General features: G+C 65.2%; 16 protein-coding genes and 2 pseudogenes. 13 read left to right on the top strand and 5 right to left on the bottom strand.

The features are described 5' to 3' along the window. Positions 1–150: 150 nt before the first annotated feature. Entirely contained in the window at positions 151–891 is a 741-nt protein-coding gene (locus tag GEV06_11530) for a phosphoadenylyl-sulfate reductase (GenBank protein MPZ18527.1), read from the bottom strand. A gap of 559 nt (positions 892–1,450) precedes the next feature. Beyond that, positions 1,451–1,654 (bottom strand): dodecin domain-containing protein, encoded by a 204-nt coding sequence (locus tag GEV06_11525; protein MPZ18526.1) that lies wholly within the window; start codon positions 1,652–1,654, stop codon positions 1,451–1,453. A 277-nt stretch (positions 1,655–1,931) separates the two neighbouring features. On the opposite strand from GEV06_11525, the gene GEV06_11520 reads away from it, so the two are divergent. The 4 genes and pseudogenes from GEV06_11520 (at position 1,932) to GEV06_11505 (ending at position 10,832) form a co-directional block, all read left to right on the top strand. Continuing rightward, entirely contained in the window at positions 1,932–2,774 is an 843-nt protein-coding gene (locus GEV06_11520; protein ID MPZ18525.1) for a DUF1175 family protein, read from the top strand. After that, complete coding sequence (locus GEV06_11515; protein MPZ18524.1) at positions 2,771–7,516, top strand: hypothetical protein; 4,746 nt, start codon at positions 2,771–2,773, stop codon at positions 7,514–7,516. Before GEV06_11520 ends, GEV06_11515 begins: the two co-directional genes overlap by 4 nt. A 209-nt stretch (positions 7,517–7,725) precedes the next feature. Beyond that, entirely contained in the window at positions 7,726–8,466 is a 741-nt protein-coding gene (locus GEV06_11510) for a hypothetical protein (GenBank protein MPZ18523.1), read from the top strand. 1,037 nt (positions 8,467–9,503) lie between these two features. Continuing rightward, positions 9,504–10,832 (top strand): annotated as a pseudogene (locus GEV06_11505) (peptidase). Between the two features lie 263 nt (positions 10,833–11,095). Here the strand turns inward: GEV06_11505 and GEV06_11500 are convergent. Then, positions 11,096–11,184 (bottom strand): annotated as a pseudogene (locus GEV06_11500) (ABC transporter ATP-binding protein). A gap of 5 nt (positions 11,185–11,189) precedes the next feature. On the opposite strand from GEV06_11500, the gene GEV06_11495 reads away from it, so the two are divergent. From GEV06_11495 to GEV06_11465, 7 genes are all read left to right on the top strand, one after another. After that, positions 11,190–11,894, top strand: coding sequence for a hypothetical protein (locus GEV06_11495; GenBank protein ID MPZ18522.1), 705 nt, complete (start codon positions 11,190–11,192; stop codon positions 11,892–11,894). Positions 11,895–11,897: 3 nt separating this feature from the next. Then, positions 11,898–12,707, top strand: coding sequence for a DUF1223 domain-containing protein (locus GEV06_11490; protein MPZ18521.1), 810 nt, complete (start codon positions 11,898–11,900; stop codon positions 12,705–12,707). A 147-nt stretch (positions 12,708–12,854) separates the two neighbouring features. Next, positions 12,855–13,208, top strand: a complete 354-nt coding sequence (locus GEV06_11485) for a hypothetical protein (protein ID MPZ18520.1) — start codon at positions 12,855–12,857, stop codon at positions 13,206–13,208. Between the two features lie 152 nt (positions 13,209–13,360). Continuing rightward, on the top strand, positions 13,361–13,576 hold the full coding sequence (locus GEV06_11480) for a hypothetical protein (protein ID MPZ18519.1): 216 nt from the start codon (positions 13,361–13,363) through the stop codon (positions 13,574–13,576). A gap of 102 nt (positions 13,577–13,678) precedes the next feature. Beyond that, positions 13,679–16,498 carry a hypothetical protein gene (locus GEV06_11475; GenBank protein ID MPZ18518.1) on the top strand — a complete coding sequence of 940 codons (2,820 nt, stop codon included), beginning with the start codon at positions 13,679–13,681 and terminating at the stop codon, positions 16,496–16,498. A 143-nt stretch (positions 16,499–16,641) separates the two neighbouring features. Beyond that, complete coding sequence (gene dgoD, locus GEV06_11470) at positions 16,642–17,895, top strand: galactonate dehydratase (GenBank protein MPZ18517.1); 1,254 nt, start codon at positions 16,642–16,644, stop codon at positions 17,893–17,895. A 146-nt stretch (positions 17,896–18,041) separates the two neighbouring features. Beyond that, on the top strand, positions 18,042–19,079 hold the full coding sequence (locus GEV06_11465; GenBank protein ID MPZ18516.1) for a prolyl oligopeptidase family serine peptidase: 1,038 nt from the start codon (positions 18,042–18,044) through the stop codon (positions 19,077–19,079). A 174-nt stretch (positions 19,080–19,253) separates the two neighbouring features. Here GEV06_11465 and GEV06_11460 read toward each other — a convergent pair whose 3' ends face one another. Together GEV06_11460 and GEV06_11455 are read right to left on the bottom strand one after the other, a co-directional pair. Continuing rightward, positions 19,254–20,432, bottom strand: a complete 1,179-nt coding sequence (locus GEV06_11460) for a DUF1080 domain-containing protein (protein ID MPZ18515.1) — start codon at positions 20,430–20,432, stop codon at positions 19,254–19,256. A gap of 18 nt (positions 20,433–20,450) precedes the next feature. Next, positions 20,451–21,800 carry an amino acid carrier protein gene (locus tag GEV06_11455; protein MPZ18514.1) on the bottom strand — a complete coding sequence of 450 codons (1,350 nt, stop codon included), beginning with the start codon at positions 21,798–21,800 and terminating at the stop codon, positions 20,451–20,453. Between the two features lie 131 nt (positions 21,801–21,931). On the opposite strand from GEV06_11455, the gene GEV06_11450 reads away from it, so the two are divergent. After that, positions 21,932–24,847, top strand: coding sequence for a hypothetical protein (locus tag GEV06_11450; protein ID MPZ18513.1), 2,916 nt, complete (start codon positions 21,932–21,934; stop codon positions 24,845–24,847). 17 nt (positions 24,848–24,864) lie between these two features. Beyond that, positions 24,865–25,296: hypothetical protein (locus GEV06_11445; GenBank protein MPZ18512.1), on the top strand; the 432-nt coding region annotated here is incomplete at its 3' end.

The raw sequence follows: 25,296 nt of genomic DNA, 5'->3' as shown, positions 1-25,296 counted from the left end.
CGCCGTCACGGCCGCCTCGGCGAGGCGGCCCTACCCACAACGTCGGAGGCAGGCCCCTTCCCCCAGTCAGGGCGCCTGCCCCCGTCTCCGCGCGCTCCCGCGGACGAGCCCTCCCCAAAAGGATTCGTCCACATCACGCGGCGCAGATTCTTACCCGGTTACCTGCGCGAGCCGCCACACCGCGCGGTCGTGCAAGCCGCACTCGGTCTTCGACCGTCCGCGCCACCGTCCGGCGCGCTCGTTCTCCCCGGGGGCGACCGGACTCGTGCACGGCATGCACCCGATGCTCGGATAGCTCTCTTGGTGCAGCGGGTTCACTGGCACCTCGTGCGCTTCGATGTAGCTCCAGATCTCCTCTTTGGTCCAGCGCCCGAGCGGATTGACCTTCACGAGGCCGAACTTCGCGTCCCACTCCACCACGCGAGCCGTGCGGCGCTCAGGCGTCTGGTCGCGCCGGATCGCGCTGATCCACGCGTCGAACTTTTGGAGCTCGGCACGATGCGGCACCGTCTTGCGAATCGCGCAGCAGGCGTCCGGGTCGCGCGCCCACAAGGCGGCCCCGTGCGCTGCAGCTTGCTGCTCAACCGTGAGCGCTGGCCGTACGCCGCGAATCGTGACGCCGTAGCGCGTCTCCAGTGTGCGCCAGAGCGCGTAGGTCTGGGGGAACAGCAGGCCGGTATCGAGGGTGAACAGATCGATCGGAAGCCGGTTGGTGCCGATGATATCGACCAGCACGCATCCTTCGGCGCCAAAGCCCGTGGCCATCGTCAGCCGCGGCGCGAACTGGTCGCAAGCCCAACCGAGGATGTCGGCGGCGGACCAGTCTTCCAAACGGGTAGCGGCCTCTTCAAGCTGCTCGACACTCAGTGGTGCATTCACAACGTCTGTCATCACGCCACCTGTTCCACGATTCGCCGGCACCAGAAAAAACGCCCGAAAAAACAGAAAGGCCCGGGAGCTCGTTCACCTGAGCCCCCGGGCCTTTCGAAGCCCTTGCGTGTGGTGCGTCTCGTCTTTAGTGCACTTGTTCAGTCTGTACGCACAACCCGCAGCCCAAGGGGCCAATTCTGGCCATCCAACAACAACAGACGCAGTTGGGCTGCGCGATACGCATTGACATTACTCTACCACAAGATTCTATCTTCGCCTCGAGCACACCGAGTCTTTACTTTCAGTACGCTACAAGCCCCATGGACGCCAGGTCAAGCCGCAGTGTTGTCATAGTGCGACGCAATCGGGCTCTCTGGCAATTTGACGCCCGCCTTGTCGGCTGGGATCCCGCCCCATTTCTGCTCACTCGTAGCAAAGAGCGACAATCGGGTCGGTCTTCGTGGCGCGGGCGTGCTGGGAGATGGCTCGCGACCATGCCCACGGCGAAAAGCCGCAGCGGGACCGCCGCGAAGCTCAGCAGCTCGTTGGGCCGTATGGCAGTTCCCGTGTGCGTGCTGCATTAGTCGTCGAGCACGAACGTCACCATCATGTTCACCTGATACTCCGTGATGCGGCCCTCGTCACAGCGCACGTGCTGCTCTTTGATCCACGCGCCACGAATATGGCGCACCGTCTTGGCGGCTCGGTCGAGACCCTGCTGTATCGCGTCCTCGAAGCTCTTCGACGAGGTCGCGCTGATCTCGGACACCTTCGCAACCGACATTCTGGCTTCCTTCCACGCCTGGCGTTCGCGTCGCTACATGCAACCCGACGACCCGGCCGATGAGACCCCTCAGATCATCGATGGCGGTCCAACCTATGCGTGATCAGCTTTGTGTCAGCATACATCTGATTTGTGTGATCGGTACGTCTTCGACGGCTGAGCTGTGGCAGTCGTCGGCAGAGGAAACGAACGTGTTGCTCGTGCGGCTCACTCGCACCGGAGGGCGACGATCGGGTCGGTCTTCGTGGCGCGGCGCGCGGGGAGGTAGCTTGCGGCCATGCCCACGGCGAGAAGCAGCAGCGACACAGCCGCGAAGCTCAGCGGATCGTTGGGCCGTATGCCGATGTTCAAGCACGTTCTCCTCGCGAGCGGCGCCGTCCTAGCGGCCAGCTTGACTGCGGCATGCGGTGCTGGTCCCGGGCCTGGCGAGCGCGTGGATGGCGCGGCACGACGATCCGGTACGCCAGCCTCGTCTCCGCGCGAGAGGGGCGGTGACAGTGCGCGTCGGTCGCCTGACGCCGCGGATCGCGAAGCATTTCGCGCATGGTTCGTGCTGCTCGCAGATGCGCAGTTCTACCGGCCGACGACTGACGTGACCGATTGTGCGGGACTCGTGCGTCACGCCGCACGCGAGGCGCTGCGCCCGCACACCACGGAGTGGCTCCGACGCATGCGCCTTCCCATGACGCGCGTGTACCCCGAAGTCGTCAACCGTCCGGCGGCGCGTGATGGGATGGTGCCGATCTTTCGCGTGTCGGACGACGGCGATGTACGCCATGCCGAGTTCGCGGATGCGCAGACGATCGTGCGCGACAATGCCACGCGGGTCGGTCGCGATGTCGCCGCGCGGCGGCCAGGCGATCTGCTCGTCTTCTACCAGCCCCAGCAGGACGAGCCGTATCACCTGATGGTATTCGTGGGGCGGTCGGTCTTCGAAGAAGAAGGGAACGACTGGGTCGTCTACCACACAGGTCCGATTACCGAGGAAATAGACGAGGCCGCGCAAGGCGAAGCACGAAAAGTCCGGCTCGGCGATCTAATGCGTCATCCAGAGCCGCGGTGGCGGCCGCTCGCCGTCAACCCGCGGTTTCTCGGTGTGTATCGTCTGCGGTTACCATGAGGGCGCACTTCTTTATGACTCGTGCCGCGGCGATCCTCCTGTTCGTATCGTGTCTTGGCACGCCCGCGCTCGGCCAGGAAACCAAGCCGCAGCGACGCGCCGGCTTCTCATTGGCGAGCAGCGAGATCTTCAACACACGTGAGCGCGCGCAGGTGTGGCTGACGTTCCAGGAAGTGGACCACCTGGACTTTCGCATCTATCGCGTCAAGGACCCCATCGCGTTCTTCGAAGGTCTCCGGGACCCGCACGTGCTCGGGAGCCCCGAGCCGGTCGTTCCCCAAGAGGAGACCTGGCTCGAGCGGATCGCTCGATGGAAGGCTGCCCGCCGGCAAGAGCTCCGCGACTTCCTGCGCCGGCAGGTGAGCCTCGAGCAGCGGCAGGCGCGCCGTGCGCGCCTCGACCGTGCCGCCGTGCAGCAGCGCCAGGTCCTCAGCTACAACGCCTTTGCCCAGGTCCCGCTGCTCAATCGGGAGCGACTGGTGGCATCGTGGCGCGAGCAGTTGCCCCCCGTCCGCGAGGCAGAGTACCGGCACTTGCCTCTCGACCTTCCAGGCGCCGGTGTGTACGTCGTCGAAGCCGTCAATCCGCCGCTTCGCGCGTACACGATCGTGCTCGTCTCCGACATCGGCCTCGTCACCAAAGCGGCGCCCGGCCGCTTTCTCACGTATGCCGTCAACCGCTTCACGGGCGAGCCGGTGCCCGATTGCCGCGTGCGGTTGCTCGCCGGCCAAAAGCCGATCGCCGAAGGCGCGTCGAATGCAGACGGCCTCTTCACGGCCAGCGTCGGTCAGATCGCCTCTGACCAGGTCGTCGCGGTGGCGCACTGCGGCAGCCAGGCCGTGGCCACCGATCCCTATGCCTGGAACTTCAGAGCGCCCGCAGCGGAGCCGGTGGCCTACGTCTACACAGACCGCCCCATCTACCGCCCTGGCCACGAGGTGCACCTGAAAGCCATCCTCCGCTCGCGGGAGGGAAGCCAGCTGCAGCCGTTCGGGTCGCCGGAGGTGGAGCTGCGCGTGAAAGATGCGCGCGACAAGGTGCTGTTGCGGAGCACGCGGCGCGTCGACGCGTTTGGCGCCATCGCGGCCGACCTCACACTGCCACCCTCCGCCGCTTTGGGCTACTACACCATCGCCATGACGAGCGGTGGCGAGGAAACCTATCTCGGGTCGTTCGAGGTTCAGGAGTATCGCAAGCCCGAGCTCGAGGTGACCGTCGACTCGTCTGCGAGATTCGCGCGACAGGGCACGCGCGTGCGTGCCACGGTCCGCGCGCGATATTACTTCGGTCAACCCGTCAGCGGCGCGCCGGTCAAGATCGTTCTTCACAAATCGTTCTACAGCTCCCCGCTCCAGTGGGTGGACTCGGCAGACGAGGCCGATGAGGAGGGCGGGCCGGTTTACGGCTACGGTGGCGAGCAGATCTTTGCCACGACCGCCAAGCTCGATGCCCGCGGAGAGGCGACCGTGGAGGTCCCACTTGCCGTGGACGACCAAGCCAGTGATTACACGGCAACGATTGAAGCGCGCGTCACCGATCAGAGCGCGCAGGAAGTCTCGGGGGCCGGGCGCACGGTTGCCACCTACGGCGATTTTCTCATTGCGGCCACGGCCGGCCGTTTCGTCTTCCGTCCCGGAACGCCCGCGTCGCTCAGGCTTCGGGTCGTCGACTATGCAGGTCAACCCCAGGTGAATCTTCCGGTGAACGTCTGGCTCGCACGCCATTGGTATACCTATGATGACGCCGCCGGACGTAGCGAGGAGCGCGAGGAGGTGATGGCTCAGGGGGTTGTGTCCACGGACGCCTCGGGGCGGGCGGTGTGGAACACCAGGGTCCCCGCTGAAGGTGGGAGCTATCGTCTCTACGCAAGCGCGCGCTCGGGCGATCGGATCGTCAAGAGCAGCACCTGGCTGTGGGTCCCGACGACCGGAGAAGAGAGCACGTGGGATCGCGAGCAACAGCTCGAGCTGATTCCCGACCGTAAGAGCTATCAACCGGGGGATACCGCACGATTCGTCATCCGTGGCGCTGATGCCACCGGACCGATGCTCGTGACCAAGGAAGGGCGGACGATTACGTGGCATCGAGTCTCGCGGCTGCCGGCCGGCGCGCTGCTGGAGGTCCCGATCGAAGAGCTGGATCTGGGTAACACGTGGGTCAACATGGTGTTCCTCAAGGATGATCGCGTGTACCAGGCGGAGCGGCGTGTCGACGTGCCACCCGTGACGCGTGGGCTCCAGGTGACGGTCACCGCTCGAGCGGCACTCTCGAAGCCGCGGGAGCCTGGCGTCTTCACCATTCGAACGCTCGATAGCTCCGGCAATCCGGTGCCAGCGCAGGTGAGCGTTGGCGTCGTGGACGAGGCCGTCTACGGAGTCAAGCCGGATACGACGCCGGATCCGCTGCGCGTGTTCTATCGCAACGAGTACAGCCGGGTCGGCACGCAGTTCTCCCGCAACTATTCGTTCATCGGCTATGCCGGGACGCGGACGCTGAAGCTCGCGACGAGACGTCGGCCGCTGACACTCGCCGACTTCAAAGCGGAGCGCCCCGAGCGCCCCTTCGTTCGCAAGCAGTTTCCGGACGCCATCTACTGGGTGGCCGACCTGATGACAGACGATACGGGAACGGCCACCGTGCAGGTCGACTACCCCGACTCGCTCACGACCTGGCGAGTGACGGCGCGTGCGATCACGACGGATACACGGGCGGGCACCGCGGTGGCGCGCGCCACGACCACCAAGGACGTCATCCTTCGGATCGTGCCACCGCGCTTCCTGACAGAAGGCGACCGCGTGCGAGTGCCGACCGTCGCACACAGTTATCTCGAGGGGGCCACCAAGGTCAATGTGTCGCTCCAAACGAAGGGCCTTGCCAGAGACGAGGGCTTTGTCGACACGCAGAGCTCCATTCTCAATCAAGGGGGAGCACAGCGCCACTCGTGGCCGCTCGTCGCCCAGCGGCCTGGAAATGCCACCCTCCTTGGATCGGCGCTGACCGCCGGACCAGACTCCGACAACGTCGAGCTCACGCTGCCCGTCCTCCCCTACGGGCTTGCACGGGAAGAGGGCGTCTCCGGGTTGCTTCACGCAGAGACGGCCGACCGTGTGTCGCTCGCGGTCCCGGATCGTGCCAATCCCGCCGCGCGGCAGATTCGGGTGACCCTGGCTCCATCACTGGCGGGCGCGATGCTCGGCGCCCTCGATTATCTGGTGAGCTACCCGTACGCGTGCACCGAGCAAACCGTCTCGAGCTTCGTGCCGAACCTGTTGGTCTTGCGTACCCTCACGGATCTGCAGATCGCGCCAACGGAACGAGCCGAGCTCGTCGACCGCAGGTCAGCCGAGGGGCTGAAACGGCTGGTCGACCTGCAAAATGACGAGGGCGGCTGGGGCTGGTGGAAGACGGCGGAGAGCGATCCGTTCATGACGGCCTACGCGCTCTGGGCGTTGATCGAAGCGCGGCGCTCCGGGCTCGCGGTCGATCAATCACGACTGCAGCGTGCGGCGGACGCGCTCGCTGCCCTGTACGCCGCGTATCCGCGCGCCGTGCCAGAGTTGAAGGCGTACGCAACGTATGTCCTCGCCCTCGGGCGCGGGGAGGGCCTCGAGGCGGCGGCATTCGACCAGCGCGCCGCGCTCGAGACGCTCTGGGCGGCTCGCGGCCGTATGAGCGCTTACGGGCGTGCGCTCCTCCTCCTTGCGCTCGATCTTGCCAAGGACCGACGCGCGTCGACACTCGCGCGAGAGCTGCTGGACACCGCGATCACCAAAGGCGGGCTCACGTGGTGGACGACCGAGGGTGATCCCCTGCTCGGCGATTCCTGGATCGATACCTCTGTCGAGGCCACCGCTTGGGCTGTGCGCGCGCTGGCCCCGCACGCGCCAAAGGATCCGACCCTCGAGCGCGCGGTGCGATTTCTCCTGGCGAGCCGGACCGGCGGGTATTGGCTTTCCACCAAGCAAACCGCGATGGTGCTGTACGGGCTCCTCGACTATATGCGGGCGCGCCGTGAACAGCCGAGCACGTACAGCGTGGACGTGATGGTCAACGGTCAGCGTGCTGGTCAGCACACGTTCACGCCGTCTGATTGGACGAGTCCGGATCCGATCGTTGTCACAGCGCCGGCGCAGGAGGGAGCAAACGACATCCGCCTCGTGAGGAAGGGCGATGGCGCGCTGTATTGGTCGGCGGCCGCTCACTACTACGACACCGCGGAAGGACTGCCGGCGACGGGAACCCGCAAGCTCGCCATCAGCCGGCAGTACTCTCTGCTAGCGGCCTCCTCGTCTGACGGCAAGATCGTCTACCGGCGCCAGCCGTTTCGCGGTGTCGCCAAGCCTGGAGATCTCGTGCTCGTGCGGCTCGTGGTCGCAGGATCCCGCGACTGGCGGCACCTGATGATCGAGGACCCGCTGCCAGCCGGCGCGGAGGCCGTGGCAAATCCAGAGCGCTACACGCTGGAGCCCGCCGATGAAGACGAGGGGCGATACGACTGGTTCGTTGGATATCGGGAGCTGCGCGACACGCACGTTGCGGCGTTTCTCGAGCAGCTCCACGATGGGCGTCAAGAGTTGACGTATCTGCTCAGGGTCGTCACGCCCGGTGAGTTTCGATCGATGCCTGCCAGGGTCGCGCCGATGTACCAGCCAGGCCTCTTTGCATCGACCACGGCCGCGCGGGTGACGGTGGCTGAGGCAGACGAAACGCCGGAGGCTGCGGCAAAGGGCGGGGGGAATTAGGGATCAAGGGATCAAGGAATCAAGGGATCGAGGGTGGAGACTTGCTCAAACGGGGGTGTAGACAAGGTTTTACGGGTGCTCGGCCACGGGCCGGAAAGGCCCGAGCTACATATGCCTGAAGAGCCCCCCTTGATCCCTTGAGCCCTTGAGCCCTTGAGCCCTTGATCCCTTGATCCCTTGATCCCTTGAGCCCTTGAGCCCTTGAGCCCTTGTGCAAACAACCTGAGGCGTTGAAACCTGTGATTCCTGCGCTGACCAAGATGACGCTCGCAATTGCGGTCGGCCACGCCCTGGCGGCAGCCTGCTACTGGTGGCTGCTCCAAACGCCGGAGTCCACGGTCTTCCTGCTCCTCGTCTCGGCCTCCGCCGCCATCCTCGCCCTCGCACTGCTGGCAATCTCGGCAGGCACCGCGCTCCACTGGCAGCGGGAAGGCACCCGCCTGACGGAGGCGTTGCGTCGAAGCGCCACGGTTCTTCCAGCGTTCGCCGTTGCGCTGTTGCTTCTCGGACTGATGATGCTCCTCACGCGGTATGGCGACGTGTGGTGGAACACTCACCGCGGTGAAATCGACGCGTGGTTCATCACAACCTTCGGCCTAGCCGATGTCGGATGGCTGCATCGCGGCTTCTTTCTGTTCACGCGGTTCGTCCGGTGGGTGGTGGCACCATCGATTGCCGCGGGTCTGCTCGCGGCGGGCAGCGCCGAGGGCGCGCGCAGCTTGGGCCATCTCCGGTGGCTCTGGCAGGCGTGCGGCCCAGGGAGGCTGCTGTTCGCCCTTGCCGTGCTGGCCGTTCTCGTGTGGCTCCCCTGGCGCGCGATCCACTGGCGGCCGCCCGGCCTCCCTCCCAATTGGATTGAGCTGGCGTTCATCGGAACGAAGCTGGCGCTCTTCTACCTGCTCGTTTGCCTCGCCTGGGCTCTCTTGCTCCTTCGCGCGGCACGCGCCTGAAAAAGGAACCGGGTACCTTTTCGGTCGCGAAAAGGTACCCGGTTCCTTTTTCTCGCGATGTACACTCCGCATCGGGATCGCACACTGCCCGCTGCGCTCGGACGGAGGTTCCTATGCTCGATTCGTTGATCCGCAACTTCTCTTGCCCGATTGCGCGCCCCGCCGCCCGCTCCACGAGGTGGGGGCGGGCAGCGGTCGGGACGCTCGCCGTGACCCTGGCAGCGCACGTCGCGCTCGCACAGCCGGCGCAGGATGAACCGCGAGGTGCCCCGCCATCCATCGCGGAGAAGACCGCTGGCATGAAGAAGCTCGACGGCTTCATCCCGCTCTACTGGGACGAGCGGGCAGGCCAAATCTGGATGGAGATCTCCCGGCTCGACGTCGAGATGCTGCACTCGGCCGGCTTCGGCTCCGGCCTCGGCTCCAACGACATTGGCCTCGACCGCGGTCAGCTCGCTGGCTCGCGCATCGTCCTGTTCGAGCGCGTTGGGCCGAAGGTGCTGATGGTGCAGCCGAACTACCAATTCCGGGCGTCGAGCGACAACGCCGCCGAGGTGCGCGCGGTGAGAGACGCCTTCGCGCGATCAGTGCTCTGGGGCTTCACGGTTGGCGCCGAATCGGACGGGCGCGTGTTGGTGGACGCCACCGAGTGGCTGGTGCGTGACGGGTTGAGCCTGGCGCGACGTCTGCGCCCCGGTACCTACCGCTTCGACGAGACGCGGAGCGCCGTATACCTGCCTGGCACGTTCGGCTTTCCGAAGAACACCGAGATCGAGGCGGAGCTGACCTTCGTGCAGGAGCGGCAGGAAGGTGCTCCGGAAGGGGGCCCAGCGCCAGGCCCGGGAGCAGATTTCGCGGGTGGTGGCTTCTTCGAAGGGGTCGCCGACGTCGCGGCGACGGACGAGGCGGCCAGCATTCGCGTTCACCACTCGTTCATCGAGCTGCCTGATGGGAGCTACGAGCCGCGCCGCCACGACCCGCGCGCCGGCTACAGCCCCGTCCGGTTTCAAGACTACGCTGCGCCTCTCGGCGAGCCCATGGACGTGCGGTTCATCCGGCGGCACCGCTTGGCCAAAGTGGACGCAACGGCGAAGGTGAGCGATCCGGTGGAGCCGATTGTCTACTACCTCGACCCCGGCGTGCCAGAGCCGATTCGCTCCGCGCTTCTCGAGGGTGCGCGCTGGTGGAACCAGGCGTTCGAGGCAGCGGGCTACCGCGACGCGTTCCGCGTGGAGATGCTGCCGGAGGATGCGCATCCGCTCGACGCGCGCTACAACGTGATCAACTGGGTGCACCGATCGACACGCGGTTGGAGCACAGGTGCATCGATTACCGATCCGCGCACGGGCGAGATCATCAAGGGCGTCGTGACGCTCGGCTCATTGCGCGTGCGCCAGGATTATCTGCTCGCCGAAGGCCTGCTCTCCCCGTACAAGGAGGGAACCGAGACACCGCCCGCGCTTAGCGAGTGGGCGCTCGCCCGGATCCGCCAGCTCTCGGCACACGAGGTTGGCCACACGCTTGGCCTTGCGCACAACTACTACAACAGCCGGGCCGGTCGTATCTCGGTCATGGACTACCCGCACCCGCTCGTCACACTCGGGTCCGACGGCTCCCTCGACTCCTCGAGTGTCTACGCGCACGACATCGGCGAGTGGGACAACGCTGCGATTGCGTACGGCTATCAAGACTTCGCGCCAGGCACCAACGAAGAGACAGAGCTGGCGTCGATCCTGGACGAAGCCTGGAAGCAGGACGTTCGCTTCCTGACCAATCAGGACACCGGCAACACGCCGCAAGCCGATCAATGGGCGAACGGCACCGACCAGGCAGCGGAGCTGACGCGCATGCTCGAGGTGCGGCGCGTCGCCCTCGCGCAGTTCGGCGAGCAGTCCATCAAGCACGGCAGACCGATGGCCACCATGGAGGAGGTGCTCGTCCCGCTGTTCTTGCACCACCGCTACCAGGTCGAGGCGGCGGCGTCGACGCTCGGCGGCCTCGAGTACGAGTACGCCACGCGCGGCGATGGTCGCCCGCCGACCCAGCGCGTGCCCGCCGCTCAGCAACGTGCCGCGCTCGACGCCCTCGTTACAACGATACAAGCGGCGAACCTCCGCGTCCCGCAGGCGATCGTCGAGTCGCTGCCGCCGCGGCCCATGGGGTACGGGCCGCATCGGGAGCTCTTCCCACGACACACGGGTGGCGCGTTCGATGCGATCACACCGGCGGTGGTTGCCGCCGACCTCACCATCTCGAACGTCCTCGACGCCGAGCGGGCCGCTCGGCTGGTTCAGCAACACGCGCTGGACCCGTCGCTTCCCGGCCTGGGCGACGTGATCGACGGGCTCGTCGAAGGGAGCTTCCGCGCGGAGGTCTCGACGCCGTACGACGCGCAGATCAAATGGGCGGTCGAGCGGGTGCTGGCCGAGCGGTTGATGGATCTGGCAGCGGGGGCACGAATGGCGCAGGTGCGGGCAGTCGCCACGGACCGGCTGCGACAGCTGGTCGCGACCGCGCCTCGCGAGTCCGGCGAGACAACGAACGACACGGAGGGGGCGGAGCCGGCGCGGAGCTTGCTCGCGGCCGACATCACGCGATTCTTGGAGCGTCCAGCGGCACCCGTCGAGGAGCGACCAGCCGCTCCCGTTGCTCCACCCGGGGCACCGATCGGTGATCCAGGGCCGGACTGGCTTCCGCCGACGGAGGCGTGCGGCTGGGAGTAGATGGACGCGAAGTGGCTCTATCCGATTTCACAGAACTGGCCCTTGTCGGCCATGAGCGCGGGGGACACAATCGACCCGAGAACGGACGCTTCGATGAAGGGCCGCTACCAAGGAGGTAGGACGCGTTCACCGAACGCGCCGTGGCGGGTGTTCGCTGAAATGTCGCTGCTGCTGCTTTGCGCGGCCCTCGTCTCTGGTCTCGCGTCGGTACAGGTGGGACCGCGAGACGGCCCTCCCGCGCCGCCTTCGCCGTCCTCGTCGCGGCCCCTGAGCGACGAGCGAAGGGTACGATCGTCGTTCGCGGACATCGAGCTGGCGCCGATCGAGACGCGGTCGGACGGGACCCTCGCCTTGCGCCTGTCGGTGCGTCTCCGCGCTGGCGTCCACATCCTCGCACCTGGCCAGCGTGGCTACTACCCGCTCTCGATCTCGTTTCCCGAGAAGTCACCGGTCCAGGCCGGACGGCTGGAGCTGCCAACGCCGGAGCCACACGTCTTCACGCTGACGGGTGAGCGGTTTCTCGTGTATCGCGGAACGTTCCCCGTGACCCAGCACGTGACCGTGTCATCCGACACACGTCCTCGCCGGCTGGCCCGCATTCCTGCGCTGCTGCGTTATCAAGCCTGCGACGACCGCGTGTGCTTCAAGCCACAAACGGTGGAGCTGGTCTGGACCGCAGAACGACCAAGAGAGGAACGGAGGTGATTTATGAAGTCCCGGAGTCTCGTCGTGTTCAGCGTCCTGACCCTCCTGCCCTTCGCCGCCTGCCTGCTGGCGGTTCACGTGGAGGCCAAAGAGGAGAGCAGCACCGCGGGCAGACCAGTGCTCATCGAGCTGTTCACGTCCGAGGGGTGCTCGAGCTGCCCGCCTGCGGACCAGCTGCTCGCCACGCTGCTGGCGGAGCAGCCCGTTCCCAAGGTGCAGATCATCCCGCTCGCCTTCCATGTGGACTACTGGAACGACCTGGGATGGCGTGACCGGTTCTCCTCGTCTGCACACTCGCGCCGGCAGAGCACGTATGCGGAGAAATTGGAGCTCGAGGGGCCGTATACACCGCAGCTCGTCGTTGACGGCGTCACACAGACAGTCGGCCACGATCGGAACGCTGCCTTACAACTCATTCACGAGTCGGCGGCGGCACCGAAAGTGGACGTCACGCTCGACGTGGCTGCTGATCGCTCGCGTGGGGATCGCGCGTCGGTCGAGATCGAGGTCGCCGCTCCAGGCGGTCACGTGGAAAAGAGCGACGTGCTGTTGGCCGTGACCGAAGACGGCTTGGTGACCAACGTCGAGCGGGGTGAGAACGCGACGCGTCGTCTGTCGCACGTGGCTGTCGTTCGCTCGTTCGATCGCGTCGGATCGTTCGACGGGAAGAAGGCATTCACCAAGAGCCGCCGAATCGATCTCGATCGAGACTGGCAGCGCGAGGCGCTCAAGGTCATTCTCGTCGTCCAGGAGAAGGATTCAGGGCGCGTCATTGGTCTCGCGGCGCGTCAGCTCTCAACGCCAGCCTCATAGGAGGACCGCGAACATCGACATCGCACGAGTCGGCCGGTCGTTTGTCGCCGTCGCCCTGATGGCCTTTGGCGTCGAGCACGCCGTCTATGGCGATTTCATTACCGGCAGGGCGCCCGCGTGGCCCGCCATGCTGCCCGGGCAGCTCGCGTGGGCGTAATCTTCATGATCATCTGCGGGATCGAGCATTTCGTGCTCGTCGAGTTCGTGCACACCCTGGTGCCCGCTTGGATTCCTGGGCCGTTCTTCTGGACCTACTTCGCGGGCATCGCCCTCATCGCTGGAGGCGCCGGGCTCCTTGTCGAGAAGACACGGCGATTGGCCGCGACGCTCTCGGGCATCATGATCTTCATCTGGGTCATCGTGCTGCACATCCCGAGAGCAGTCACGTCGGCCGGCGATGGCAACGAGTGGACCGCCGTCGTCGAAGCCCTCGCGATGAGTGGAATCGCCTTCGTCTTGGCAGGGTCTACGACGGCCCGCCGCCTGAACGACGCGCCGTGAGTTGCCGATTCGCCTGCGGACGCCTCGGCGAGGCGTCCCTACCGCTGCGATGGTAGGGCGCGCTCGCCGAGCGCGCCGCGCAGGTCCAGCCGAAGTAATATGGGGTCGTGACCTCCCATAAGTCGACGTTGTCTCCGGAAGCTCGCCAACAAATGAAGCGGTGGCTCGACAACTGGAAGCGCGTTGGGCCGATCCTCGAGGCTGAGCGCTGGGAGCACCTCGCCACCATGACCGACGAAGAAGCACAGCGCGTTTCAGGCTACGTCCTGGATCTCTGGCGCCCGGATTGGGAGGGTGATCAAGGCGAAGAGCTCCTGCTCCATCAGCGCGTCTTCACCCGCGCGCGTGAGCGCGGATCCAGACGATGAACGCCAACCACCTCGTGAGAGCCGCTGCGGAAGTGCTCGCATGCCTCGGCGCGGCCGGTGTTCCGGCCTGCATAATCGGCGCACTCGCGGTGCATCGCTGGGGTGAGGCACTTCGATGCACAGTTCGGCAATACCGAGGGCGGCGTGACCAACTTGAGCTTGAAGTCTGGAACGAACCAGCTGCACGGCACCGCGTACTTCACCAAGATGCCGGCCGATCTGTTCGCCAACGATTTCTTCGCCAACGCCAACGACATTCCTCTGCCCGACTTCTCCTACAACCGCTGGGGTGGGACAGCGGGCGGTCCGATCCTGCGGCAGCGGACCTTCTTCATGTACGGCTACGAAGGCATCGATGAGGCACGGCCACGCAACAACGGCACTCCGACGGTCCCGACCGAGAAGATGCGCAATGGCGACTTCTCGGAGCTCCTCGCGCTCGGACCGGAATATCAGATCTACAACCCCTTCACGAGACGAGCGGTTGGCGATGGACGGTACGAACAGGACCCCTTTCCCGGCAACATCATCCCGCCAGCGCTCATCAACCCAGTCGCACAAGAGATCCTTGGCTACGTCGCCGCGCCCAGGACCGCAGGCAATCCGGACGGCACGAACAACTTTCAGCGGCCCGAGCTGAAGGAGAACACGGCGTACGGCACGCACACGATCCGCATCGACCACGTGGCGACCGACAAGCAGCGCATGTACGGACGCGTGAGCTGGTACGACCGCGACAGCGACTACAACAACTACTTCGACACCATCGCGACGGGCCAGGAGTTTGGGTTCGCCTCGCGGCAGGTTGCGCTGGACCACGTCTACGCCTTCAATGGGACCACGGTGCTGAACGTGAGGTACGGCTACGACCGGTTCATCCGCAGCAGCGACTCGAACTCCGGCAACCACGGTTTCGACTTGGCGACCCTCGGCTTCCCCGCCGACTACAACAACGCCATTCCAGCGGACATCCGGCGCTTTCCGCGCATCGACATCGAGGGATATCAGAGCACGGCCGTGGGCGGCTTCGACCGGCCAACCGAGACGCAATCGTTCATCGCCACGCTGAACAAGTCAGCGGGGACCCATTCCCTCCGGACGGGCATGGAGTTTCGGCGCTACCGCGAGACGCAGACGTTCTTCGGCAACGATCAAACCGGTGAGTTCAACTTCGACTCGACGTGGACCCTCGGGCCGCTCGACAACTCGCCGTCGTCGCCCGGTGAGCTCGGCCAGTCGTTCGCGTCGTTCCTGCTCGGGCTACCGAGCTCCGGCTGGGTGAACCGCGCCGCGAGCTACGACGAGCGGTCGCAAACGTGGGGCTTCTTTGTACAGGACGACTGGCGCGTCGGCCCCCGCCTGACGCTCAATCTCGGCCTGCGCTACGAATTCGAGACGCCGATGGTCGAGGCCGAGAATCGCAGTGTTCGCGGCTTCGATGCGACTGCTGTTCAGCCGATCGAGGCGGCGGCGCGCGCAGCGTATGTGCGCAATCCGACGCTGGAGATCTCCCCCGATCAGTTCGACGTCCGCGGCGGCCTCCTCTTTGCGGGCGTGGACGGGCAGCCGCGCGGGCTTTACGAGACGCCCAAGAACCACGTCATGCCACGCCTCGGCTTTGCCTACCAGCTCGATGAGGAGACCGTCCTGCGCGGCGGCTACGGCATGTTCTACGGCTTTCTGGGCCAGCGCCGCGGCGACGTGATTCAGAGCGGCTTCAGCCAGAGGACGAACCTCGTGCCGACCCTCGACAACGGTCTGACGTTCGTCGAGACGCTGTCGAACCCGTTCCAGAACAGCATCCAGGAGCCGCTTGGTGCGGCGGAGGGCATCGAGACTTTCCTCGGGCAGAACATCTCCTTCTTCGATCCGGAGCCGCGCTCGCCCCGCATGCAGCGCTGGCAGATCGGCATCCAGCGCGAGCTCCCCGGAGGCTGGGTCGGAGAAGTCGCCTACGTCGGCAACCACGGAACAGATCTCGAAACGTCGGCCGACACCTGCTGCAGGCGTAACCTCAACGCGATCCCCCAGCAGTATTTGAGCACGAGCCGGGTCCGCGATCAGGCGACGATCGACTACCTGACCGAGCAGGTCCCCAATCCGTTCTTCGGCCTGCTGCCGGAGACGGCCATCGGAGCGCTGCGCGGCGAGACCATCGCTCGCGAGCGGCTGCTTCGGCCCTTCCCGCAGTTTGGTGATGTGATCACGACGACCAACCTCGGCTCGTCCTGGTATCACGCACTGCAACTCCGCCTCAACCGCCGCTTCGCGGCCGGCTACACCCTCGAGGGGAGCTATACGTTCTCGCGCTTCACCGAGCAAGTGGAGTTCCTGAATGCGGACGACCCGCAGCCGAGCGAGTTCATCGGCGTCCACGATGTCCCACATCGACTCACGCTGAACGGCATCTGGGAGCTCCCGTTTGGCGAGGGCCGCCGGTTTGGGGCACAGGCGAGCCGCGCTGTGTCGACGCTCACCAGCGGTTGGCAGGTCTCTGGCATCTACACCTATCAACAAGGCCGCCCCCTCCAGAACTGGGGCAACATCATCTTCACCGGCGACCCCGAGGACATCGCGTTGTCTTCGAGCGAGCGGTCGGTCGAGCGCTGGTTCAACACGGAGGCTGGATTCAATCGCGCCAGCGGCGAGCAGCTCGCCTCGAACGTTCGCACGTTCCCGCTCCGGTTCGACTTCCTGCGGAGGCCCGCGATCAACAACCTCGACCTCTCGCTCGTCAAGAACACACGAATCATCGGCGACAAGTCCTTGCAGATCAGGCTGGAAGCGCTGAACGCGCTCAACCATCCGTTGTTCCCTGCGCCCAATATCAGTCCGACGGCAGCGGCGTTCGGCTCGGCGGTGGCGTCGACCCAGGACAACTATTCGCGGAGGGTCCAGGTGATGGTGAAGTTCCTCTTCTAGCGAGCCGCGCCCTACCATCGCGCACGTAGAGACGCCTCGCCGAGGCCTCCGGTTCGCGGCGCGGGAGGCTGACGCGCCCTACCATGGCGCCGGTAGGGACGCCTCGCCGAGGCGTCCGTTCGGGCCGTGATAGATTGACGCCCATGAGTGTGACACGCCGTCAAGCTATCGCCGGGATCTTCGCCGCTTCCGGCATCATGGTCACGACGGACGAACAACTCGTCCGCGCCCAGCAAACGCTGAAGGACGCGCCTATTCCGGCCAAGGACGCGCTGAAGGTCACGAAGCTGGAGACCTTCCTGGTCAAGCCGCGCTGGCTGTTCCTCAAGATCCACACCAACGCGGGCATCGTCGGCCTCGGTGAGCCGATCACGGAGGGGCGCGCCGTGACGTGCGCGGCCGCCGTCAAAGAGGTCGAGGCCTATCTGGCCGGCAAGGACCCGCGCGCTGTACAGCACCATTGGCAAGCCATCTATCGCCACGCGTTCTACCGCGGCGGCCCGATTCTCACGAGCGCGCTGTCCGGCATCGACCAGGCCCTCTGGGACATCAAGGGCAAGGCGCTTGGCATTCCGGTCTACGAGTTCTTCGGCGGACCGACCCGACATCGGGTCCGCGTGTATGCCCATGCCAGATCCCCAGAGCAGATGACGCAGGCCATCGGACAGGGGTTCACGGCTTTCAAGACCGGCCCCGCCAGCCGGCGCCGCGGCACCTCCGGCCGCATCTGGAACCGCTACATGGAGACGCCGGCGGAGGTGGACTACGCTGCCGAGCAGTTCGCCGAGCTGCGCAAGACCGTCGGCGACGATGTGGACATCGGCATCGACTTCCACGGCCGTATCTCTCCAGCCCTCGCGAAGGTGTTGATCGAAAAGCTCGAGCCGTACAGCCCGATGTTCATCGAAGAGCCCTGCCAGGCGCAGAATCACGACGTCATGGCGGAGATCGCGCGCGGCACGTACCTGCCGATTGCGACTGGCGAGCGCGTCTTCACGAAGTGGGGCTTCCGCGAGGTCCTCGAGAAGAAGGCGGCCACGATTCTCCAACCAGATCTGAGCCACGCCGGCGGCATCAGCGAGGTGCGGATCATCGCGGGCATGGCCGAGGCGTATTACGCCGCGATTGCCCCGCACAATCCGCTGGGGCCGATCTCACTGGCGTCCGGCGTTCAATTGGCGGCGTCGATCAACAACTTCCTCATCCAGGAACAGGTCTCACTGGGCGAGGGTTACCTGACGAAGCCGTTTACCGTGCGGGAAGGCTATCTCGATCTGCCGACCGGTCCTGGTCTCGGGGTCGAGCTCGACGAGAACGCGATGGCCGACAAGATCGGCCATGACTGGCGCAACCCCGAGAGCTACGACGAAGACGATGGCTCCGTCGTGGATTGGTAGGGCGCGGCCTCAGTGGTCCGGTGCATAAATACGGCCACGCACCGAGGGCGCCGAGGCGCCCGGCCCGCAAGGCGCGAGGAGGAAGAATACCGGGAGTTACGGCGTCGGGCCCGAATAGTGCATGATGAGCGGCGGAGGTACTCTTGATGCACCGCGTTGCGCCGTTGGTCGTGTCCGTCGCTGTTCTCGTTTGTGTGTCGCCCGCCTTCGCACAGCCCGATCCGGAACCCGCCGACGAGTTGGCAGAGCTGAGGCAGTTGGTGCGGAGTCAGCGTGCGACTTCACATCGGTTCGACGCTCTGGAGAAGAAAATCGACGACGTGCTGTGGCACTTCCGCCTCGGAGAGGTTGCCGCCATCGACAAGGTGCGGCTCACCAGCGCCCCGGTGCGGATGGACAATCCCACCGGCCAGGGTGCGGGCAACCCGCTCATCATCTACGCGTACACGTTCGTGCCGAAGTCGCTCGACGCTTCGTCCAAGGCGCCTCTCCTCGTCTTCGTTCACGGCGGCGTGCACGGCGACTTCGACACCGGCAACGCCCACATAGTCCGCGAGCTGATCGATCAGGGCTACATCGTGGTCGCACCAGAGTATCGCGGAAGCACGGGGTACGGCGGCGGCTTCTACGATCAGATTGACTATGGTGGAACCGAGATCGACGACACCTACGCGGCGCGCAACTGGGCGGTGGAGAATCTGACCCAGGCCGACCCGACGCGCGTCGGAATTCTCGGCTGGAGCCATGGCGGCTTCCACACGTTGTTCAACGTCTTTCGGTGGCCCTCGGCCTATCAAGTCGCCTACGCCGGCGTGCCGGTGAGCGACCTCGTTCAGCGCATGGGGTACAAGTCACAACGCTATCGCGACCTCTTTGCTGGGTTCATCGGCAAAGAGGCGGTCGATAACCCGATGGAGTACCGAAAGCGGTCGCCCGTCTATCACGTCGACAAGCTCCAGACGCCCCTTCTGCTTCACACGAACTCGAACGACGAGGATGTGAACGTCATGGAGGTCGCGCACCTGATCGCGGCGCTGAAGGCGGCAGGCAAGTCGTTCGAGTCGAAGGTGTACGAGGACGCGCCGGGGGGGCATGCGTTCAACCGCCTCGACACGAAGCTGGCACGCGAGTCACGTGCGGAGGTCTATGCGTTTCTCGCAAAGTACCTGTCGCCCGGGCGCTGAGGGCCTGTCAGGGAATAAGTGTGCCGTTCTGGGTGTCGAGGCGCCCGTCTGGCAAGGCGCGAGGAGTGTGCGCATACCGGGAGTATGTAAGCGACGAGCAACGCTGCCAGACGGGATGCATCGGCAGCCAGAATGGTGCACTTATTCCCTGACAGGCCCTAAGAGGTTCAGCGCTCAGTCGAGTCGTTTGACGAAGATGTTCGCGAGCTCCATGGCCGCCTCACCTGATTGAATGAGGAAGGGGCCACGCTCAGGGACACCCGGCTGCTCGACATTGTCCACGAGTGTGTGCCCGTCCACATCCACCGTGAGGCGTTGTCCCTTCATGGTGACCAGCGCGCGATGCCAGGCGCCGCGGTCGCCACTTGGCAGCGGTCGCGGCACGACGGCGACGCGTGCCCCTCGAGGTGGAGACCAACCCTCGCCGGGCGCCAACGCCCGCATCACGTCAGGCCCGCGCTCGCTGGTGTACCGCCAGTCCACCATGAGGACGATGTCGCCGTACTCCTCCTCGCTCCAGAGGGCCCCGGACGCTGCGCCATTCGCTCCCGCGTACACGATCGTCCAATCCTTCGCGTACCAAGCCGAGCGGGTGCGCGCGACCGGGCGCCATCCGCTCAAGTCCTTACCGTTGTAGAGTGAAACGAAACCCTCGTCTGGTCGAGCGACCTCATCAGGTTTCAGTCCGCTCGAGGCCGGCAGCTCCTTGATCCGGACGTTCCGGAATAGCGCAAGCGACCCTTCCGATTCGAGGGCGATGTAGCCCTTCCGCGGCGTGATGTCGTAGCCGCCAGACACCTCCTTGCCGTTGACGGCCAGTTTGACGGTTCCGTTGTTCGCGGTGATGCGGTAGTGATTCCACTGCCCTGCTGGACGCGCGCGCTTCTCGCTCGGGAGGCTGCGCATCCATCCAGCCGGGTGCGGACGGTCTGGCGTCATTCGAGCACCGTGAATCGCGAATACGTCGCCATGGCTGGTAGAATTCGCCGTCTCGCTCCCGTCCAGCACTTGCACCTCGACCGCCCGCAAGAACGGCCCGCCGCGCGCAGGCAACGCATCGGCCCACACGAAGACACCCGCGTTGCCCTTCGGCTTCAGGTGCTGCCATTCCAGCTCGAGGATGAAGTTCTCGTACATGCGGTCGGTGCGCAGCTCGCAAATGGGCGCGCCCGTACAGTGCACGATGCCATCTTCAACGGACCACGTATCCGGAGCGCAATTGATGTTCACCCAGCCAGAGAGATCCCGGCCGCTGAACATTGGCACGTCGCCGACGGGATCGGGCGTCTGTGCGACGAAAGGCACGCTCACGCCGGTCAACGCCACTAGGAGGACAGCGCCGATGGATCGCATGTCTCGTACTCCCACAACTCAGGAACCGCGCTTCCCGAAGAACTCGCGTTGCAACCGCAGTAGGAGCGGGAGCGACGCTAGCACGGAGATCAGATTCGGAATCGCCATGAGGCCGTTCAGCGTATCCGCGATGTCCCAGACGAGGTGCAGCGAGCCCACTGCACCGAGGAAGATGAAGAGGAGCCAGACCAGACGGTAGGGTACTGCCGCCCCTGCACCGAATAGGTACACGATCCCAGTCTCGCCGTAGTAGCTCCAGCCAATCACCGTCGAAAACGCGAACAGGACGAGGCTTGTCGTAACGACGATGTTGCCCCAAGTTCCGGGCAGTCCGAGGGAGAATGCCTGACCGGACAGCGCAGCGCCGGTTTCCCCGGAGCTCCAGGCGCCCGTCACCAGGATGACCAGACCGCTCGTCGTGCACACGAGCAATGTGTCGACGAACACCTCGAAGATTCCGTAGAGCCCCTGACGCACCGGATGGTCGGTCTGCGCGGCAGCATGGACCATGGGCGCGCTGCCGAGGCCCGCCTCGTTCGAGAAGAGCCCGCGCGCCACGCCGAAGCGCAGGGCCATCATGATCGTGGCGCCGGCAAAGCCGCCGGTAGCCGCCGTTCCGCTGAACGCGCCGTCGAAGACCAAGCCGAGCGCGGCCGGTATCTCCGTGACGTGACGCCCCAGAATGACGAGCGCGCCGCCCAGGTAGAACAACGCCATGCCCGGGACGAGAATCTCCGTCACCTCTCCGATGCGGCGAATGCCGCCGAGAATGACGGCGGCCGTGACCAGCGCGAGCGCCACGCCAGTCAACCACGGGGCGACGCCGAACGTCGCGCGCAGGCTATCGGCAACCGAGTTGGCCTGCACCATGTTGCCGATCCCGAACGCCGCCAGCGAGACGAGGCCCGCGAAGATCGTGCCCAGCCACGGCACTCCGAGCCCGTTCTTCAACGTGTACATCGCGCCGCCGCGCATCACGCCGGCGGCGTCCGGCTCGCGATAGTGGAGGGCAATGACGATCTCGGCGAACTTCGTGCACATCCCGAGCAGGCCCGAAACCCACAGCCAGAACAGCGCGCCAGGTCCGCCGATCGCGATCGCGGTGCCGACACCCGCGATGTTGCCAACGCCCACCGTCGAGGCGAGCGCGGTCGCTACTGCCTGGAAGGGCGACACACTACCGCGCCCCTGGCCCTTTTGCGTGAGCTTGCCGAGCACTTCGCGGAGCGCGACGCCAAGATAACGAAACTGAACTGCCCTGGTGACGATCGTCAGGAGGATGCCCGTTCCAAGGAGCAACCCAATCGTGGGCCAACCCCAGACGAGACCATTGAGCCACGCGTTCCCCGCTTCGATGAGCTCCAGCACCCGCTTCCCTCCTGCGCGCGCTCGACGCGCGTCCGCGCAGTATAGAGGGTTCCGATTGACTTTCGCTTTTTATTTGCCTATCCTGACTGTCGCTACCGCCGGGCAAGTGGCTCGGCAGGCGCCTCCCGGCGATGTCGTCGTTGTCACGCACCGTGCGCGATCTCGTCGCCGGGTCTGGGTTGACGTTCCGTGGGGCCCATACTCAGCCGTCAGCATTCCGTGCCGCGCCGTCGTATAGTCCCTACGAGACCTGCCACCCGGGGGAGGCGTGTATGCTGCGCTCGATCTCGCTCCGTCTGCTCGTGCTCACCGCGGGCATCTTGGCAACCACCGCACCGGTGGTCGCACAAACTCAAACCGGCACCATCACGGGCCTCATCAGTGATGAGCAGCGCGCCATCCTGCCAGGTGTGACGGTGACGCTCGAGAGCCCGGCGCTCATTCGGTCGCAGTCAACCGCCACGAACGAGCAGGGAACGTACAGCGTCATCGCGTTGCCACCCGGCGTCTACACGGTACGCTTCGAGCTCGATGGTTTCCAGCCGGTCGAGCGTGCCGGCATCCGCGTCAACGTCGCCGTGGTCACGAGCGTCGACCAAGCGCTCACGGTCGCCTCCGTCACGGAGGCGGTGACCGTCTCTGGTCAATCGCCGGCCGTCGATGTCAAGAGCACGAGCAAGGGCACGAACTTCGACGCCGATCTGCTCGCCAATATCCCGCAGGCGCGTGAGATCTGGTCGACCGTCGAACAGGTGCCGGGTGCGACGATGAGCACGTTCAACGTCGGCGGGACGGCAAGTGCCCAGCAGAGTGTGATGCAGGTCCACGGGTCCGCGGCCGGCCAACAGGAGTACGCCATCAACGGCCTGAAGTTGAACTGGCCTGGCGGCAACGGTGGCGCCACGGCGTTCTACTTCGATCACGACAGCATGGCCGAGATCAACGTGATGACCAACGGCGCGCCAGCGGAGGTCGCCACCGGCGGCGTGTACATGAACATGGTGACGAGGTCCGGTGGCAACCGCTTCGCCGGCGGGTCGAGCATCTTCTGGGAAGACGACTCGTTTCAAGGCGACAACGTCACCGACGAGCTGCGCGAGCTGGGCGCCTCGAGTGGCAATCCCATCAACTTCATTTACGACTTCAATGCGCACGCCGGCGGTCCGATTCGCCGCGACAAGATCTGGTTCTTTTCCTCGTATCGGCGCTTCGACATCAACACGGGCGTGCTCGGCATCCTGCGGCCGGACGGCTCGCCCGCCGCAGACATCAACCACCAGTCCAACGTCCTCGGCAAGGTGACGGCGCAGATCAACGACCAGAACAAGCTGAGCGCAGATTACAGCTTCAACTATCAGAATCGCTTCTTCCGCCGCCCCACGGGCGATCTGGTGGAGGAACAGGCCTCTTGGCGTCAGATCGAGCCGGCCAGCATCGCGCAGGCGCAATGGACGTCGGTTGTCACGCCGAGGCTGTTCCTGGACGCGCGTTACGGGTTCCTTCACCTCATCTTCCCACTGCGTTACCAAGACGACGTGGGCCCGAGCGACTTCGCGCGACAGGACATCGTCCGCCAGACGCTCAACGGAGCCGCCATCTACGACTTCGAGAACAAAGCCACTCGACACCAAGCCAACCTCTCGGCCTCCTATTTCGTGGACGACTGGGCCGGATCCCACACGTTCAAGACGGGTTTCGAGCTCGGCCGTGCCTTCAATCAGAACTTCTACGCCGCCAACGGCGACTACGTGCTGCGGTACTTCGATGGCGCGCCGCTCGAGGTGCAAACCTACAACACCCCGGTCACCTCGAAGAACTACATCGACACGCTCGCGCTCTACGTGCAGGATGCGTGGGCCGTTACCCAGCGGCTGACCATCAACTATGGCGCGCGGTTCGAGCGACTCGTTGGGTACGCCCCTGAGCAGTCGCGTCCGGACAACGCCTTCTTTCCGGCGGAGCGCTTTGCCCGCATCGATGACATCCCAAGCTGGAGCGACGGCGCGTGGCGTATCGGTGCGTCCTACAACCTCACCGGAGACGGCAAGACCGCTCTCAAGGGCTTCGTCGGCAGGTTCATGGTGCAAGAGGGCACCCGCCTCGTGGAGCAGGTGAACCCGAACAATCTCGGGGGCGACTTCAGGAGCTGGGCCGATCGGAACGGGAACGACGTCGCCGAGCTCGACGAGCTCGGGCCACCCACGCGGCCATATGGAGGACGGGTCAACCGCATCGATCCCGATCTGGAACAGCCGTACTCGGACGAGCTCACTGTCGGGATCGAGCGCGAGGTCGTCCGGAATCTCTCGGTCGCCGCGACATACTATCGCAGGCACAACGGGCGCCGCTTCAGCGGCGTCAACCTCGCGGTGACCCCGAGCGACTACACACCGGTGCAGGTCGATGGTCCGGAAGGTCCTCTCACGGTGTTCGATCAGGGTCCTGCGACCCTTGGTCTGGCAGACCGGATCATCACGCATGCCGACGGCTTGGATGACACCTACAACGGCATCGAGCTGACGGTCACCAAGCGGATGGCGGATCGCTGGCAGTTGCTCGCTGGCCTCACAGTCGGCAAAGACGAGGGGCTCTTCGATCGTGGCCTCAACGACGACCTCAACGATCCCAACTTGAATCTCAATCGTGAGGAGGGGGCCATCGGTCTCGACAGCACGTACATCGGGAAGATCATCGGTACGTATGTGCTGCCTCGCGACTACACGATCAGCACGAACTTCCGGTACTTCACGGGCCAGCCGGTCACCAAGCAGGTCCAGCTCCGTGGTCTGAATCAGGGCAACGTTAGCGTGCTGGCCGAGCCTCGCGGCACCACGCGGCTCGACAACGTCACCATGTGGGATCTTCGCGGCTCGAAGGTCTTCTCGCTCCGGAACGGAATCCGTTTGGAAGCGATGATCGATGTGTTCAATCTGCTCAACCAATCGAGCAAGACCACCATCAACCCGAACGCGGGCCCGACCTTCGGCCAGCCAATTGCCATCCTGTCGCCCCGCATCGCTCGGCTCGGCCTGAAGCTCACCTTCTAGAAAGGAGTCGCGCCACTGTGACCTCACGCGCGCAATTCACCAGTGTTGCGCTCGCCTGCACGCTTGGCCTCGTCGGAGGCGAGCAAAGCAACGAGCCGGCCGGCTCTCGAGCCGAACAGACGAAGACAATCACGATCGACGATCTGATCGAGATCAAGCACCCGTCGCAGGGCATCTGGTCGCCAGACGGCGGCCGCGTGGCATTCATCTGGGACCGTGCAGGCGTGCAGAACCTGTTCGTGGCCGACGCCGGCTCGGGCTCCCCTGCGGCGCCTCGCGCCCTTACGCAGTACGTAGAAGACGTGATCGATTCGCTCGCCTGGCGTCCCGACAGCAAGGCGATCTCCTTCGCGCGCTCGGGCGACCTGTGGGAGGTGGCAGTCGACGGTGGCGAGCCGCGCGCTGTCTGGACCACCGAGGAGACGGAAAGCGACATCACGCTGTCGACC

It is taken from the genome of Luteitalea sp. (genome assembly GCA_009377605.1).
Taxonomy (GTDB): Bacteria; Acidobacteriota; Vicinamibacteria; order Vicinamibacterales; family Vicinamibacteraceae; genus WHTT01.
Note: the sequence above shows the minus strand (reverse complement) of the source record. Positions and strands in the feature narration are given on the sequence as shown.